This is a genomic window from Pseudomonas sp. VD-NE ins (genome assembly GCF_031882575.1).
Classification (GTDB): Bacteria; Pseudomonadota; Gammaproteobacteria; order Pseudomonadales; family Pseudomonadaceae; genus Aquipseudomonas; species Aquipseudomonas fluorescens_BZ.
In genome coordinates this window covers 6,383,276-6,397,654 of sequence record NZ_CP134772.1, presented here as the reverse complement: position 1 = coordinate 6,397,654, position 14,379 = coordinate 6,383,276, and the positions used below count along the sequence as shown (strand labels likewise).

Annotated in this window: 17 protein-coding genes; 7 read left to right on the top strand and 10 right to left on the bottom strand. The window is 59.4% G+C overall.

Annotated elements, in window-relative coordinates; translation table 11 throughout:
• Window positions 1-175: 175 nt before the first annotated feature.
• The 3 genes from RMV17_RS28690 to RMV17_RS28680 all read right to left on the bottom strand — a co-directional run bounded on the left by RMV17_RS28690 (window position 176) and on the right by RMV17_RS28680 (window position 2,055).
• Complete coding sequence (locus tag RMV17_RS28690; protein ID WP_311884260.1) at window positions 176-721, bottom strand: N-acetyltransferase; 546 nt, start codon at window positions 719-721, stop codon at window positions 176-178.
• 196 nt (window positions 722-917) lie between these two features.
• Window positions 918-1,430, bottom strand: a complete 513-nt coding sequence (locus tag RMV17_RS28685; protein WP_311884259.1) for a Bro-N domain-containing protein — start codon at window positions 1,428-1,430, stop codon at window positions 918-920.
• A gap of 364 nt (window positions 1,431-1,794) precedes the next feature.
• Window positions 1,795-2,055, bottom strand: coding sequence for an accessory factor UbiK family protein (locus tag RMV17_RS28680; RefSeq protein WP_311884258.1), 261 nt, complete (start codon window positions 2,053-2,055; stop codon window positions 1,795-1,797).
• Between the two features lie 413 nt (window positions 2,056-2,468).
• Here RMV17_RS28680 and glnK point away from each other — a divergent pair, with 413 nt between their 5' ends.
• From glnK to sutA, 4 genes are all read left to right on the top strand, one after another.
• Complete coding sequence (gene glnK / locus RMV17_RS28675; RefSeq protein WP_002555808.1) at window positions 2,469-2,807, top strand: P-II family nitrogen regulator; 339 nt, start codon at window positions 2,469-2,471, stop codon at window positions 2,805-2,807.
• Between the two features lie 38 nt (window positions 2,808-2,845).
• Window positions 2,846-4,183: an ammonium transporter gene (locus RMV17_RS28670; protein WP_034152035.1), complete on the top strand. Its 1,338-nt coding sequence runs from the start codon at window positions 2,846-2,848 to the stop codon at window positions 4,181-4,183.
• 216 nt (window positions 4,184-4,399) lie between these two features.
• Window positions 4,400-4,825: a secondary thiamine-phosphate synthase enzyme YjbQ gene (locus tag RMV17_RS28665; protein ID WP_129396039.1), complete on the top strand. Its 426-nt coding sequence runs from the start codon at window positions 4,400-4,402 to the stop codon at window positions 4,823-4,825.
• 102 nt (window positions 4,826-4,927) lie between these two features.
• Entirely contained in the window at window positions 4,928-5,254 is a 327-nt protein-coding gene (sutA, locus tag RMV17_RS28660; RefSeq protein ID WP_007920420.1) for a transcriptional regulator SutA, read from the top strand.
• A gap of 197 nt (window positions 5,255-5,451) precedes the next feature.
• On the opposite strand, the gene RMV17_RS28655 is transcribed toward sutA, so the two are convergent.
• From RMV17_RS28655 to lptM, 6 genes are read right to left on the bottom strand one after another with little or no spacing between them, the layout of a single operon-like run.
• Complete coding sequence (locus RMV17_RS28655) at window positions 5,452-6,156, bottom strand: HAD-IA family hydrolase (protein ID WP_311884257.1); 705 nt, start codon at window positions 6,154-6,156, stop codon at window positions 5,452-5,454.
• Window positions 6,153-7,052: a tyrosine recombinase XerC gene (xerC, locus tag RMV17_RS28650; protein WP_034152032.1), complete on the bottom strand. Its 900-nt coding sequence runs from the start codon at window positions 7,050-7,052 to the stop codon at window positions 6,153-6,155. Before xerC ends, RMV17_RS28655 begins: the two co-directional genes overlap by 4 nt.
• 2 nt (window positions 7,053-7,054) lie before the next feature.
• Complete coding sequence (locus RMV17_RS28645) at window positions 7,055-7,780, bottom strand: DUF484 family protein (RefSeq protein ID WP_108224997.1); 726 nt, start codon at window positions 7,778-7,780, stop codon at window positions 7,055-7,057.
• A gap of 13 nt (window positions 7,781-7,793) precedes the next feature.
• Window positions 7,794-8,624 carry a diaminopimelate epimerase gene (dapF, locus tag RMV17_RS28640; protein WP_064389522.1) on the bottom strand — a complete coding sequence of 277 codons (831 nt, stop codon included), beginning with the start codon at window positions 8,622-8,624 and terminating at the stop codon, window positions 7,794-7,796.
• Window positions 8,625-8,627: 3 nt separating this feature from the next.
• Window positions 8,628-9,875, bottom strand: a complete 1,248-nt coding sequence (gene lysA, locus RMV17_RS28635) for a diaminopimelate decarboxylase (protein WP_123376122.1) — start codon at window positions 9,873-9,875, stop codon at window positions 8,628-8,630.
• 9 nt (window positions 9,876-9,884) lie between these two features.
• Entirely contained in the window at window positions 9,885-10,058 is a 174-nt protein-coding gene (lptM, locus tag RMV17_RS28630) for an LPS translocon maturation chaperone LptM (protein WP_007911098.1), read from the bottom strand.
• Between the two features lie 316 nt (window positions 10,059-10,374).
• On the opposite strand from lptM, the gene cyaY reads away from it, so the two are divergent.
• The 3 genes from cyaY to rnk all read left to right on the top strand — a co-directional run bounded on the left by cyaY (window position 10,375) and on the right by rnk (window position 11,475).
• Window positions 10,375-10,707 (top strand): iron donor protein CyaY, encoded by a 333-nt coding sequence (gene cyaY, locus RMV17_RS28620; protein ID WP_108225024.1) that lies wholly within the window; start codon window positions 10,375-10,377, stop codon window positions 10,705-10,707.
• Between the two features lie 4 nt (window positions 10,708-10,711).
• Window positions 10,712-10,936 carry a DUF1289 domain-containing protein gene (locus RMV17_RS28615; protein WP_108224998.1) on the top strand — a complete coding sequence of 75 codons (225 nt, stop codon included), beginning with the start codon at window positions 10,712-10,714 and terminating at the stop codon, window positions 10,934-10,936.
• A 128-nt stretch (window positions 10,937-11,064) separates the two neighbouring features.
• The gene (rnk, locus tag RMV17_RS28610; protein WP_034152030.1) at window positions 11,065-11,475 is read left to right on the top strand and encodes a nucleoside diphosphate kinase regulator; all 411 of its coding nucleotides are present in this window, start codon (window positions 11,065-11,067) and stop codon (window positions 11,473-11,475) included.
• Window positions 11,476-11,482: 7 nt separating this feature from the next.
• On the opposite strand, the gene RMV17_RS28605 is transcribed toward rnk, so the two are convergent.
• Window positions 11,483-14,326, bottom strand: a complete 2,844-nt coding sequence (locus RMV17_RS28605; RefSeq protein ID WP_311884253.1) for a class I adenylate cyclase — start codon at window positions 14,324-14,326, stop codon at window positions 11,483-11,485.
• Window positions 14,327-14,379: the final 53 nt, after the last annotated feature.

Here is a 14,379-nt window from a genome sequence, read left to right as displayed (position 1 = left end):
GGCTCAAGCTCTGGCCCACACGTAACAGCAACTTCAATAAATCGCCGTTGGTTGGCTGACATATCCCCAGCCAACCGGAGTGCTTCGAGATGTAGTTCAACAATCTGAAGAAGCTTTGCCTTTCGCTTTTTTGGGCTCATACGCACCTCGTGCGATTGGGTTGTTGATTTCGATGTTATTGACCGTTCACAGAAATGACAAGCCGGTTGGTGTGGTCGAATTCGAACCCCAGTTTCCGGTAGTAAAAAACAACATTCGGATCAGGATCCTGAATCTCGATTTCTTTGCATCCTAGCGCTCGCGCATAGTGATCTGCGACAAGCAGAGCAATCGGCGCGATCCTGCCGCGAAGCGGGTGCGCCCTATCCGGATGCCCTTCCAACAGAACAATCTTTAAGCAGATAGAGCTTGCGCGCGGGGTCGCATAGCACATGCCGCAAAGAGTCTGTTTGTACCATATCGCCAAATCCAGACCTTTCGCATCTTTACTTTTCCAGTCTGCAACGTCATCCCAAGGGAAAACTGTTGGCCCCTCCCAGAGAAAGTATTGCTTTATCGCTGCTGGGGTAATTGGCTCAAACTTGACCGCTGCTGCATCAATATTTGGGATTCTCGGGGCAATGTTCTTGAGAAAGAATTTGTAGGCGATCTTTCGCGAGTTTGATCTGAATGTCTGGTTACGAAGATCCGTTGCTTTGCCTTTTCTTCTCATTGTTTTCATCTGTTTGGATCTGGTCGCAGAAGATAGCCAGCAGAGAGGGGGCAGCGAAATCAGACGTGGCGGACGCGTTTTGTAGGACGTTACTTCTGTGAGTGGAGGATTTCGGAGTAGGAGGGGTGGAGATAACGAAGACACAAAAAAGGTCATTTCAGTGGTATCGCTGAAATGACCTTTGGTGAGGTTGCAGCGCAAAAATTCAGATCAATTGCAGAGCCTTTCTCCACCATGAGTTCACAACCGTGCGGTTTGCCTGTTCTCGCTCCGTCACCATGTGTGGCACATCTTGCAACCGTATCCACGGCTGGTTATTCCAGTGCAACAAACTCAACGTCATGTCCGGCCAACTGAGCAGGCTCAGGTGTGGACGTTCGCTTGTGCTGGGATGTTGGGCGTCGCGCAGGGTGGGGATGACTTGGTGGGTGAGCCATTCGCGCAGGGCTCGGTATTCGGGGCAGTAGTGGTAGACCAGGAGGGCGTAGATGCCGGATTCGCTGATCAGCAGGGTGTTTTCGATCTGGTTGTGGATCAGGGTTTTGCGGGTCTGGTATTGGTCGGGGTCGAGTTTTCGCAGCATGCGTTCGTTGAGGTAGATGTGCAGCAGGCGGCTCAGGTCTCGGGCGCAGAACCAGGGTTGGTTCTGGATGAGGAGGGCGTGGAGGGGGAGTTTGTGGCGGGTGAAGATATTAGGTGTCAGGTAGTTTTCGTCCATGGTTCAGTTCTCGAATTCAAGTGAAGAAAACTGCTTCTGTTCGTCGCCAAACGAATAGGGTGGCAGCTATGCGCGGGTTGGCGAACCGGTGAATTCGAAACCGGCAGACCCTGAGGTCTCCCACGCAAAGCCGCCATAACTCGTTGAGAGAAAAAACCTCTCTGTGAGTTTAGTTGCATTGCGTCAAATTCGATCCAGGTCGCCAAACCCGGTGCTGAACATTCAGCATCGGGTGAGCTTAGAAACCTGGGCTTTTCGGCGCAATCGGACGGCGGTGGTGCAGGTTGTAGGACGTTGCCGAGAAGATTGAAGGGCTGGAGATCAAAAGATCGCAGCCTTCGGCAGCTCCTACAGGGGGCGCGGATTATTCAGCGGGAGGTGTCAGCTTGGCTTCCATCTCGGCGACTTTGGCTTCGAGGCTTTCGAGGCGGGCGCGGGTGCGGGCCAGAACGACCATCTGACTATCAAATTCTTCACGGCTGACCAGATCGAGTTTGCTGAAGGCACTTTGCAGCAGCATCTTGAACTGGCTTTCGAATTCGGCTTTCGGCAGCGGGGTGTCGCCGCTGAAGAGGCGGGAGGCGGTGCCGCTCAGGGCGTCGAGGAAGTCTTTGGGCGCGAGCATGGTGGATGTCCTGGAAACAATGGCCGGCAGTGTATCACGCAGTGTCTATAGTCAATCTCGTGGTCAGGGATGCACGCTTTTCGCGCAGGCGGACGGACGGCGACGCACCGTTGTTGTGCGTATCCGGTTAGCGTTTTGTGCGGGACGGCTTGCGACAGCGGCCAAGGGATTGAAATCAGGGGATTTTGGCGAGATGGCAAGGTTTCTGCTTAGTCACCTTCGACCCATGCACTGATGCAGTCGCTGTGACGAATGCAGTGCGGCAGACGGAGCGGGGAGTTTCGTCAGCAGCGGTTAGCTGGCGTCAGTCGGGCAGGTAAGGCCGACGATGCGTTACAAAGCCAGGCACTGCGCTTAGACTTGAGTCGGGTTTGTTTTCCTGGGGCAAGTCCACCAATTCGGGAGAGAGTTTCATGAAGCTAGTCACTGCCATCATCAAGCCGTTCAAGTTGGACGACGTGCGCGAGTCGCTGTCCGAAATCGGCGTGCAGGGCATTACCGTTACTGAAGTCAAAGGCTTCGGCCGGCAGAAGGGTCACACCGAGCTGTATCGCGGCGCGGAATATGTGGTTGATTTTCTGCCCAAGGTGAAAATCGACGTGGCCATCGACGACAAGGATCTGGATCGGGTTATCGAGGCGATAACCAAAGCGGCCAACACCGGCAAGATCGGTGACGGCAAGATCTTCGTGGTCAATCTGGAACAGGCGATTCGTATCCGTACCGGCGAAACCGATACCGACGCGATTTAAACGCCGCCACAAACCCCAACGCCCCAGGAGAAAACAATATGACTCTGCGTAAATTCGCAGGGCTAGGAGCCCTGTTGTCTATCGTAATGCCCGGCCTTGCTATGGCGGCAGACGAAGTGGCGGCCCCAGTCCTCAACTCCGGCGACACTGCCTGGATGCTCACCTCAACGGCACTTGTGCTGTTCATGACCATCCCCGGCCTGGCGCTGTTCTACGGCGGCATGGTTCGCTCGAAAAACATTCTTTCCGTGATGATGCAGTGCTTCGCCATTACCGGTCTGATCAGCATCCTGTGGGTCATTTATGGCTACAGCATTGCGTTCGACACCACCGGCATGGAGCAGGGCGTCGTCAACTTCAACTCGTTCTTCGGCGGCATGGGCAAGGCGTTCCTCGCCGGTGTCACGCCTTCGAGCCTGACCGGCCCAGCGGCTTTGTTCCCTGAGGCGGTGTTCATTACCTTCCAGATGACCTTTGCGATCATCACTCCGGCGCTGATCGTCGGTGCCTTCGCTGAGCGGATGAAGTTCTCCGCGATGCTGATCTTCATGGGCATCTGGTTCACCTTGGTTTATGCACCGATCGCGCACATGGTCTGGTCCGGCAACGGCGGCCTGATGTGGGACTGGGGCGTGCTCGACTTCGCCGGCGGCACCGTGGTGCACATCAACGCCGGTGTCGCCGGTCTGATTGCCTGCCTGGTATTGGGCAAGCGCAAAGGCTTCCCGACCACGCCGATGGCCCCGCACAATCTGGGTTACACCCTGATGGGCGCGGCGATGCTGTGGGTCGGCTGGTTCGGCTTCAACGCCGGTTCCGCTGCGGCGGCCAACGGTACCGCCGGCATGGCGATGCTGGTCACTCAGATCGCTACCGCTGCCGCCGCACTGGGCTGGATGTTTGCCGAGTGGGTCACCCACGGCAAGCCAAGTGCACTGGGTATCGCCTCGGGTGTGGTTGCCGGCCTGGTAGCGATCACTCCGGCTGCTGGCACCGTAGGCCCGATGGGCGCACTGGTGATCGGTCTGGCTGCAGGCGTGGTGTGCTTCTTCTGCGCCACCACCCTGAAACGCAAACTCGGTTATGACGATTCCCTGGATGCCTTCGGCGTACACGGTATCGGCGGTATTCTCGGCGCGATCCTCACCGGTGTGTTCGCTGCTCCGGCTCTGGGTGGCTTCGGCACCGTCACCGATATCGGTGCGCAAGTCTGGATTCAGGTCAAAGGCGTGGGCTTCACGGTGATCTACACCGCGATCGTCACCTTCATCATCCTTAAGGTCCTGGACGCCGTGATGGGTCTGCGTGTGACCGAGGAAGAAGAGTCGGTTGGCCTCGATCTGGCACAACACAACGAACGCGGCTACAACCTGTAAGTACGCGCACTAAAAAAAATTGCCCGGTTCGCCGGGCATTTTTTTGTCCGGGATTTGTCATTAAGCGACAGGCTGAAAGGATTTTTCGTACGGCTTTGGTCGTGTTTACGACGGGCGTTTTTCTGCGGCCAATGGCTTACATGATTGCAGGAATATTAGGGCCTTTGTTTTTTCCCAGAGCGCGCTAGAATGCGCCCCGAACGTGCGGAGAACTGTATGTGGCAACAGACTCTGATAACCCTGCGGGCACGGCCCCGGGGCTTTCATCTGGTAACGGACGAGTTGATCAAAGGGCTGCCTGAACTCAGGGCGTGCCGGGTCGGTCTGTTGCATTTGTGGCTGCAGCATACCTCGGCGTCGTTGACCATCAACGAGAACGCCGATCCGGCGGTACGTCGCGACTTCGAACGATTTTTCAATCGTCTGATCCCACAAGGAACAGACGGCTATGAGCATAACGACGAAGGCCTGGACGACCTCCCGGCGCACTTCAAGGCCAGCGTGCTTGGTTGCCAGATCAGTCTGCCGGTTTCGGCAGGTCGTCTGGCACTGGGGACCTGGCAAGGCGTTTATCTGGGCGAGCACCGTGATCATGGCGGTGCCCGAAAAGTCCTCGCCACCTTGCACGGTGAAGGGGCATAAACCGTTGGTCACCAATGGTTACTGATTTTTTAACGGCGACTTTCGACAGTTGCCAAAGCTGGTCTATAACTAATCTGCTTTTCGCAAGTCATGAGGTAGAACATGAGCGACGATGATCTGGAAAACGACGACCTCGAAGTAGGCGACGAAGACGAGGCCGAGGAAGGTCTGGAAGCAGCAGCGGAAGACGTTGCTGATGACGATGGTGGCGACGATACGCCGGCCCCGGCTGCCAAAGGCAAAGCCAAGGCTGCGGTGTCGGTAGACGAGTTGCCGAGCATTGAAGCCAAGAACAAGGAACGCGACGCCCTGGCCAAGGCCATGGAAGAGTTCCTGTCGCGCGGCGGCAAGGTTCAGGAAGTGGAGGCCAATGTGGTCGCCGATCCTCCGAAAAAGCCGGACAACAAGTACGGTAGCCGCCCTATCTGAGGCGTGCCGCTTGCTTGCTGAAAAAGCCCGCCGTCGCTGCGGGCTTTTTCATGGGCGAAAGAAAAATTTGAAGGCGATGCAGACCCTGTGGGAGCTGGCTTGCCAGCGATGGCGGCCTGTCAGACAACATTGATGTTGAATGTACCGGCCTCATCGCTGGCAAGCCAGCTCCCACAGGGGATGAGGTGAATTTAGGGTCAATGCTGGGCATTCCAGCGTGCGAGTACGGCTGGCAAATCGGTCAGGCTACGAATCTCTGCATCCGGCAGGCGATCCGCTTCCCAGACCTTGCCGGCCGGGTTAAACCAGATCGCGCGTAGCCCAGCTTGCTGCGCCCCGGCAATGTCATCCCCCGGATGATCACCTATGTGCACGGCGGTTTCGGCCGTGGCGCCACCGCGTTGCAGAGCCTCATGAAAAAGCCGCGCATCCGGTTTGGCGATGCCGATATCTTCCGCACACAACGCAAACTTGAAGTAATCCGCCAACCCCAACCGGCGCACATCGGCGTTGCCATTGGTGACCACGCCAAGCGCATAGTGATTGGCGAGAATCTCCAGCACTGGCTCGACTTCAGGGAACACTTCGATCTGATGCCGCGCATGCAGGAACACTTCAAATCCCTTGTCGGCCAGGTCGGATGCTTCGCCATGTGCGTACCCGGCGTCTTCCATTGCATGAAACAACACCCGACGACGTAGCGCACTGATCCGATGCTTGAGTCCCGGCTCGTTGGCCAGCACCCGCTCACGGATCGCCCACAAATGCTCCACTGGCACCGCGCCCAGATTCGGCGCATGTTCGCTCAGCCATTCGCGCAATACCGCTTCGGCACTGACGATCACTGGCGCGGTGTCCCACAACGTGTCGTCGAGGTCGAAGGTGATCAACTGGATGCTCATGAATCATCGCCTTTCATGCGTTTGGCCCGTGGATGGGCGCTGTCGTAGACCGCCGCCAGGTGCTGGAAGTCCAGGTGGGTGTAGATCTGCGTGGTCTTGATGTCGGAGTGGCCGAGCAATTCCTGCACCGCGCGCAAGTCCTGCGAAGACTCCAGCAAGTGGCTGGCGAAGGAGTGCCGCAGCATGTGCGGGTGCAGGTTCTGGCCAAGCTCGCGCTCGCCGGCGAGTTTGACCCGCACCTGAATCGCCCGCGGGCCAAGGCGCCGGCCTTGCTGGCTGACGAACACGGCGTCGTCCGCCGGGTTGGTCATCGCGCGCAATGGCAGCCACTGCTCGATCGCTTCGCGAGCTTTTTTACCCACTGGCAGCAGGCGGGTCTTGCTGCCCTTGCCGAGCACTTGAACCATGCCATCGGCGAGGTCGAGTTGATCGAGGTTGAGCCCGGTCAACTCGGAAAGACGCAGGCCGGAGGAATAGAACAACTCAAGAATCGCCTGATCCCGACGCGCAAGAAAATCGTCCTCGACCGCACCTTCAAGCAGTTGCAGCGCACGATCGGTGTCGAGGGTTTTCGGCAGGCGGCGTTCACCTTTCGGCGGTGCCAAACCGGTGGCCGGATCGTGGTCGCAAAGACCTTCACGATTCAGATAGTGATAAAGCCCACGCACTGCCGAAAGCAGTCGGGCGAGGCTGCGCGAGGACTGACCTTGCGCATGCAAACGGGCGATCAGGCTGCGCAGGCGCTGAATATCCAGCGCTGCCCAGCTGCCAATGTTCTGTTTGACGCACCAGCCAAGGACTTTGTCGAGGTCGCGGCGGTAGGCCGACAGCGTGTGCGGCGACACCTGTCGCTCACTGCGCAGGTGTTCGCAGTAAGCGTCCAGTTGCCGTTCCATGTTCAGCGTACCGAGCGCAGGGAGCTGTTGACCCGTGGCAGCACGCGGCCCATGACTTCGGCGATGTAGCTGAGGAACAGCGTACCCACCGAACTCTTGTAGTGCTGCGGATCACGGCTGGCGATCGCCAGAATCCCGTGGATGCCTTGATGGCTGACGGCAACCACGGCAGTTGAGCCGATCTGCTTGCGCTGTTCTTCGCCGAAGAGGAAATCCAGTTCATGCTCACGCAGGCTGCCGCTGACGCTTTTGCCTTCAGTGAGCAAACCGCCGATGGCGACTTGGGCGTCAGCGTGGCTGACCCAACGGCCGACCGGTGCCGGGTTGTCACCGAGCAGGATCAGGCTGACAAAAGGCACCTGAAAATCCTGACGCAGACTGTCTTCGACGCTGATCACCACGTCTTCCAGGCTGGCAGCGTCCATCAGGGCGAGAATCAGGCGGCGGGTCTTGTCGAACAGGCGATCGTTATCGCGGGCGACGTCCATCAACTGCGAGAGGCGATGACGCATCTCGATGTTGCGGTCACGCAGGATGGTCATCTGCCGCTCGACCAGCGACACGGTGTCACCGCGTCGATGGGGAATGCGCATCGCGGGCAGCAGTTCTTCGTGCTCGACGAAGAAGTCCGGATGAGCCTCCAGGTATGCGGCAACCGCTGCCGCCTCCAGGCTCTCGGACGCTGATTCGTCGGACTGTCGGGCGGGTACCTGAGGCTTATCGGTCATGGTTTCTGCTCACTCAAAGACGTACTTGTCCTTCGTATACACGCACTGCCGGACCGGTCATCAGTACCGGTTGGCCAGGGCCTGCCCATTCAATGGACAGACGCCCGCCGGGCAGGTCGATCAATAGCGGCGAATCCATCCACCCCTGGCTGATCGCAGCGACAGCCGCTGCACACGCGCCGGTGCCGCAGGCCTGGGTTTCCCCGGCACCGCGTTCCCACACGCGCAATTGTGCACGGTTGCGGTCGATGACCTGGAGAAAACCGACATTCACTCGCGCGGGGAAGCGCGGGTGGTGTTCGATTTTCGGTCCCAACTCATGCACAGGTGCGCTGTTGATGTCCTGCACGCGCAGCACTGCGTGAGGGTTGCCCATCGACACGGCGGCCAGTTCGACCGTGGTGCCGTCGACTTCCAGCTGATAGCTGATGGCTTGCGCTGGCGCGTCGAACGGAATATCCGCCGGCACCAGACGCGGGGCGCCCATGTTCACGCCGATCTGGCCGTCGTTACGCACGTCCAGTTCAATGATGCCGCCCTTGGTCTCGACGCGGATCTGCCGTTTGGCGGTCAGGCGCTTGTCGAGCACGAAGCGCGCAAAGCAGCGTGCACCGTTGCCGCACTGCTCGACTTCCGAGCCGTCGGAGTTGAAGATCCGGTAACGGAAATCCACGTCCGGGTTGCTCGGCGCCTCGACGATCAGCAACTGGTCGAAACCAATGCCAGTGTGGCGGTCGCCCCATTGCTTGGCGTGCTTTGGCTGAATATGCGCGTGCTGGCTGACCAGGTCGAGAACCATGAAGTCATTGCCCAAGCCGTGCATTTTAGTAAAACGCAGCAGCATGGGTTACTCCGGCAGCAGGCTTTCGCCGGCAAACAGCTCGGCCACGGTTTCGCGGCGGCGCACTTCAAATACCTGATCGCCATCTACCAGCACTTCGGCGGCGCGGCCGCGAGTGTTGTAGTTGGAGCTCATCACAAAACCGTAGGCACCGGCCGAATGCACGGCCAGCAGATCGCCTTCGGCCAGGGCCAATTCGCGATCCTTGGCGAGGAAGTCGCCGGTTTCGCAGATCGGGCCGACGATGTCGTATTTACGCGCAGCGGAATCACGCGGTTTGACCGCGGTGACGTCCATCCACGCCTGATACAGCGCCGGGCGGATCAGGTCGTTCATCGCCGCGTCGACGATGGCGAAATCCTTGTGTTCGGTGTGCTTGAGGTACTCGACCTGAGTCAGCAGCACGCCGGCGTTGGCAACGATGAAGCGGCCCGGCTCGAACACCAGCGCCAGATCACGACCGTTCAGACGCTCGCGCACCGCTTTGATGTAGTCGGCAGCCAATGGCGGCTCTTCATCGCGATAACGCACGCCCAAACCGCCACCAAGATCAATGTGGCGCAGGTGAATGCCGCAATCGCCGAGACGATCGACCAGATCCAGCAAGCGATCGAGAGCATCGAGGAACGGTGGCAGCGTGGTCAGTTGCGAACCGATGTGGCAATCGACGCCGACCACTTCCAGGTTCGGCAGATGCGCGGCGCGCACGTACACGTCTTCGGCGTCGGCGATGGCGATGCCGAACTTGTTCTCTTTAAGACCGGTGGAAATGTACGGGTGGGTGCCGGCATCGACGTCCGGGTTCACCCGCAGCGATACCGGTGCACGAACGCCGAGCTCTGCGGCAACCACTTGCAGGCGCTCGAGCTCGTCGGTGGATTCGACGTTGAAGCAGTGCACGCCGACTTCCAGTGCCCGACGCATGTCGTCACGGGTCTTGCCGACACCGGAGAAGACGATTTTGTCAGGGCTGCCGCCAGCGGCGAGCACGCGTTCCAGCTCGCCACGGGAAACGATGTCGAAACCGGCGCCGAGGCGGGCCAGGACATTCAGTACGCCGAGGTTGGAGTTGGCTTTGACGGCAAAGCAGACCAGATGCGGCATGCCGGCCAACGCATCGGCGTAGGCCAGATACTGGGCTTCGATGTGTGCGCGCGAGTAAACGTAGGTGGGCGTGCCGAAGCGGTCGGCGATGGCGGACAGCGCCACACCTTCCGCGAACAGCTCCCCGCCACGGTAGTTAAAAGCGTCCATGGCGATCCCTTATTGGTAAACGTCGTGCTTGTGTGCTTTGGACGGCTGCTTCTGCGAAGACTGGGCTTGCTCGGCCGGGTCCTGATCGTCATCCGGCAGGTACAGCGGGCCTTTTTGACCACAGGCCGAAACGAGGCAGGCAACCGCGACGAGCGCAGCAAGGGAAGAGATCAGGCGCTTCATGGCGAAATCCTTGAAAATGCGTTAATTGCGCCGGAGTATACCGGCCACCCGGCAGCTTGCCTATGCGAGGGGGTTCCCGTCCGGCGGGGCTCGTCCGTGAGCACTGGTAACCCTGTGGGAGCGAGCTTGCTCGCGAAAGCGGTATGTCAGTCGCCATCGATGTTGAATTTTCCGGCGCCTTCGCGAGCAAGCTCGCTCCCACAGGGGGCAGTGCTGGATGGAAAACGGTGCTTGGTCGTTAATCTTTGCAATCGGCCGGCAGCGTCCGTATCTTTCGGCGCTTGAGCCTGATCAGACATTTTTTGAGGTTGCCGCAATGAGTTTGTCCGAAGCCCGTTTCCACGATCTGGTCGATGAAACCCAGGAAAAACTGGAAGATATCTTTGATGACAGCGACCTGGATATCGACCTGGAGAGCTCGGCAGGTGTCTTGACCGTCAAGTTCGAAAACGGCTCGCAGCTGATCTTCAGCCGCCAGGAGCCGCTGCGTCAGCTGTGGCTGGCGGCGGTGTCCGGTGGTTTCCACTTCGACTACGACGAAGAAAGCGAGCGCTGGATGTGCGACAAGAGCGAAGAGCAACTGGGCGAAATGCTCGAGCGTATCGTCAAGCAGCAGGCGGGTGCTGAATTCGACTTCGAAGGTCTGTGATTCCGTGGCTGACACTGCGCCTGTTCGTCCGCCCAAGCCGCTTTACAGCAACATCAGCCCGGCCGTGCCTTCGCCGTGCAGCGGTGTGTGCCGACTGGACGAGCAAAAGGTCTGCCTCGGCTGCTTCCGGCATGTCGAAGACATTCGCGAATGGCGTTCGGCGGACGACGAGCGGCGGCGCGTGATTTGCGCGCAGGCGTCACAGCGCAAACAGTGCGCCGGGGCGTGACTTGTATATTTTTTGAGCTGTGATAGTGTCCGAACACGCCTCAACCCATCGAGGCCTGGTGAAAACCCCGTCTTTTTTGGCGGGGTTTTGCTTTTTTTGTGTGCAGAAGAAAGGAGTCTGCCCGGATCATGACCGCACCTTCCATCACCCTTACCCGTCTGGACGTGCAACGTCTGGAGCGCCTGATCGACAGCCTGGATGACACGCTGCCGGGCGTGATTGCGCTGCAAACCGAGCTGGACCGCGCCGATACCGTGGTCGGCCACGATGAAGTGCCCGCCGATGTCGTGACGATGAATTCCCGTGTGCATTGCCGCGAAGAAGGCAGTGGCAAGGATTACCACCTGACGCTGGTCTATCCGAAGGACGCCAACGCCGATGAAGGCAAAATCTCGATTCTGGCGCCAGTCGGCAGTGCGCTGCTGGGCCTGAAGGTCGGTCAGCACATCGACTGGCCGGCACCGGGTGGCAAGACCCTCAAACTGACCTTGCTCGAAGTCGAATCGCAGCCGGCCAACGGCGGTGATTTCCGCGAGTAACCCGCCCTCAGACCTGTTCGAGTGCCTCGTTCAGAGCGCGCTCCAGGTCAGCCTTGTAGCGCAGATACAGATTGCTTGAACTCTGCCCGTCACCGAGCAGGCCCGAAAGGTCGAGGTCGGTGATGTAGCAGCGATAGCGTTCGCTCTCGCGGCGCTGCTCGACGATCTCCCGGGCGACCACGCTGAACAGCTGGTCGCCATGTTCCAGCTCGCTGAATTCCCGTTGATTGCAATACAGCGTGACCTGCACTTCGCCCGGTGCGGCTTTGCCGACGATCGCCTGTACGTCGTAGAACGGCTTGTTTACCGGCGTCTGCGGTGCTAGTCGTGCTTCGACCCGTCGCGCGCGCCCCGGGCCGGAAGGCAATAACTGGTAATACAAAGTTTCGAGGCGGGCCTCGGGGCCGGCGTCCATCGGCAGCACGGCTTCGCGGCGGAACAGGATCGATTGCAGGAAGCGCTGCAAAGGCACCAACAGACTTTGCTCATCGTGATAGGGCAAATGTTGCTGCCACAGCGCGTTGAACTCATCCAGCACGTACAACTCGGCCTGCTGCTCGGTGATCCGGTAGAACACTTGAATACATTCCGGCTGACCCATCGGCAGGATCAGTGCTAGATCGTGATCTTCCAGTGCCATCGGGTCCAGATGCAGCGGGCTGTAGCGCGGCTGCTCTTCACCGAGGTAGTCGAGCAGCGCCGGCAGGGTGGCGAGGGCGACGTGGTTGACCTGGCCCGGCACCAATTCCAGCACGTGATAATGCTGCTGCACTTGAATCAGGTAGCGATGATTCAGTTCGCTGAGCAACAGATTTTGCGCGGTGTCGATGATTTCCTCGACGCGGCGGGCGATGAACTGCGCGCGGTTGTGGCAGAAGCAGCGCACCTTCAACGACGGCTGCAAGGCCCCGCGCGGCAGATTGTTAAGGTAGTCGCGCAGGCAATCGAGCAGGGCATGCGGGCCGTCGAAGCGGCTGACAAGCACTTCGTTCCAGCTGTTGAGCGTGACCTGATCCAGCGTCAGCACGAGGTTTTCGCGCACGCCGGCGTAACTCAGCGAGTCGGTACGCTCGGTGGTCATCAGGATATTGAGGTCGCGGTGATGCTTGAGTGGGTCGACGCCGACGTTGACCAGAATCAGCACTTCGCTTGGCACCGCGGCGCGCAGCAACGGCTCTTCGGCCACTGAAGGCAGGGGCAGGGCGATGCACTGTTGCAGGCTGCCGAGCAAGTTGAACAGCTCGAACTCGCTGAGATCGCTGGTGCCGGGATGTAAGGCCAGGCGGGTGCTGCTGTCGATCACGCCGTTGCGGTGACACCAGGTCAGCAGCTCCAGTAACTCGCGGCTGCGCTTGATTGGCGCGAAGTGTTCCCACTCCAATGCGGTCAGGCTGCCGTTATACAGGCCCCACTGGGTTTGTCCCGGTTCCTTTTTATTGCGCGACTGCACCAGGGTCAGGGTGTCTTCGGCCAGATCCGGGGCGATGCCGGGGTTGATGAACTCGACTTTGTCGGCCTTGCGTTCGAAGGCGGCATAGAGCCGGCGGCCGAGCACATTGAGGTCGCGCTTGTTGATCAGGCTGACGGTTTGTTCTGTGCGGGCGAACTGGGTCAGGAAGCGGTAGCTGTAATTCAGCTCATTGACCAGTGCGCGACGCTCGGCGCTGACCTGGCGGACTTTCCATTGACTGCGGCTGTCGAGCAGTGTCAGTTGTCGCTGATCCCAATGCCACTCGCTGGCAAGCCGTTCCAGCAACGTGCGTTGCCAGCTCTGGGTGCGGCTGTTGCCGGTGAGCTTGCGGTTGACCTTCAGGTACAGCGCGCGGCGCACCAGCTCCAGCCGTTCCGGCTCGTTGCGCGCGGTGAGGTATTCCTCGATACGCCGGTACACGACCATGTACGGATCCAGCTCATCGAGATCGAGCTGATTGGCAAACACGGCTTTCTTGAAACGCAAGCTCAGGCACTGCACCTGTGGGTGTTCGCTGGCGTAAACCTCGGTCAGCAGCAGTTTAAGTACCGACTTGTAGGGCGACTCGATGCCCTTGAACAACTGCCACAATCCGGCGCCGATGAACTCGCCTGGCGGAATCGTCGCCAGATGGCCAAGGTCGAGGGTTTCGTCGGCGCGGATAAAGCGCTTGGACAGCAGGGTATGGGTGTAAAGGTCGTAAGCGGTTTCTTCGTAAACCGGCACCAGCCACCAGATCGGCGTGCGCCCGGCCAGCCAGATGGCGGTGCGGTAGAACTCGTCGAGCAGTAGATAGTGCTGGGTGGTGCCGCAGTTTTCCGAGCTGAGCTGTGAGTCGCGTTCGCCTTTGACGAAGCGCTCCGGGTCGATCAGGAAGAAGTGCGCTTCAGCGCCCTGGCTCGCCGCCCATACTTCCAGCAACTGGCATTTCTTGCTCAGCTCGACGAGCTCACTTTCGCTCAGATCCGGCGCGTGGCAGACCCACACGTCCATGTCGCTCTGATCGGCCTGCGCCAGCGTGCCGAGGCTGCCCATCAGGAACAGGCCGTGAATCGGTCGCGGCGGATTGCTGCCGTGACGCGGTTTGTACGAAAACGAACGAGTCAGACGCTGTGCTTCGGTCAGCACGTTGGCGTCGGGCTCGTAATTCGACAGGCCGGCCGGCGTACTGCCCGAGACGTAACCCGGCAGCAGCGGATGATTGACGTGGAAGAACAGCGGCAACAACGTCAACACGCTCTGTTGACGTGTCGACAGCCCTTCGAGGGCGCGGCCGAGACGGCCTTCATTGAGTTTGAGAAAACGCGCGCGCAGTTGGCTGAGTACCTTGCGGTCGATGCCTTCGTCCAGGTCGGGGCGGATTTCGTGGGTGCGCGTCATGTCAGCTCAAACCGGCTCGCAGGCTCGGACGAAGAGGGTCTCGGAATGGGAGG

What these genes read in the sequence shown, in the direction of transcription:
- RMV17_RS28690 (WP_311884260.1), bottom strand. Translation starts at nt 721, where the DNA reads ATGAAAACAATGAGAAGAAAAGGCAAAGCAACGGATCTTCGTAACCAG.
- RMV17_RS28685 (WP_311884259.1), bottom strand. Translation starts at nt 1,430, where the DNA reads ATGGACGAAAACTACCTGACACCTAATATCTTCACCCGCCACAAACTC.
- RMV17_RS28680 (WP_311884258.1), bottom strand. Translation starts at nt 2,055, where the DNA reads ATGCTCGCGCCCAAAGACTTCCTCGACGCCCTGAGCGGCACCGCCTCC.
- glnK (WP_002555808.1), top strand. Translation starts at nt 2,469, where the DNA reads ATGAAGCTAGTCACTGCCATCATCAAGCCGTTCAAGTTGGACGACGTG.
- RMV17_RS28670 (WP_034152035.1), top strand. Translation starts at nt 2,846, where the DNA reads ATGACTCTGCGTAAATTCGCAGGGCTAGGAGCCCTGTTGTCTATCGTA.
- RMV17_RS28665 (WP_129396039.1), top strand. Translation starts at nt 4,400, where the DNA reads ATGTGGCAACAGACTCTGATAACCCTGCGGGCACGGCCCCGGGGCTTT.
- sutA (WP_007920420.1), top strand. Translation starts at nt 4,928, where the DNA reads ATGAGCGACGATGATCTGGAAAACGACGACCTCGAAGTAGGCGACGAA.
- RMV17_RS28655 (WP_311884257.1), bottom strand. Translation starts at nt 6,156, where the DNA reads ATGAGCATCCAGTTGATCACCTTCGACCTCGACGACACGTTGTGGGAC.
- xerC (WP_034152032.1), bottom strand. Translation starts at nt 7,052, where the DNA reads ATGGAACGGCAACTGGACGCTTACTGCGAACACCTGCGCAGTGAGCGA.
- RMV17_RS28645 (WP_108224997.1), bottom strand. Translation starts at nt 7,780, where the DNA reads ATGACCGATAAGCCTCAGGTACCCGCCCGACAGTCCGACGAATCAGCG.
- dapF (WP_064389522.1), bottom strand. Translation starts at nt 8,624, where the DNA reads ATGCTGCTGCGTTTTACTAAAATGCACGGCTTGGGCAATGACTTCATG.
- lysA (WP_123376122.1), bottom strand. Translation starts at nt 9,875, where the DNA reads ATGGACGCTTTTAACTACCGTGGCGGGGAGCTGTTCGCGGAAGGTGTG.
- lptM (WP_007911098.1), bottom strand. Translation starts at nt 10,058, where the DNA reads ATGAAGCGCCTGATCTCTTCCCTTGCTGCGCTCGTCGCGGTTGCCTGC.
- cyaY (WP_108225024.1), top strand. Translation starts at nt 10,375, where the DNA reads ATGAGTTTGTCCGAAGCCCGTTTCCACGATCTGGTCGATGAAACCCAG.
- rnk (WP_034152030.1), top strand. Translation starts at nt 11,065, where the DNA reads ATGACCGCACCTTCCATCACCCTTACCCGTCTGGACGTGCAACGTCTG.
- RMV17_RS28605 (WP_311884253.1), bottom strand. Translation starts at nt 14,326, where the DNA reads ATGACGCGCACCCACGAAATCCGCCCCGACCTGGACGAAGGCATCGAC.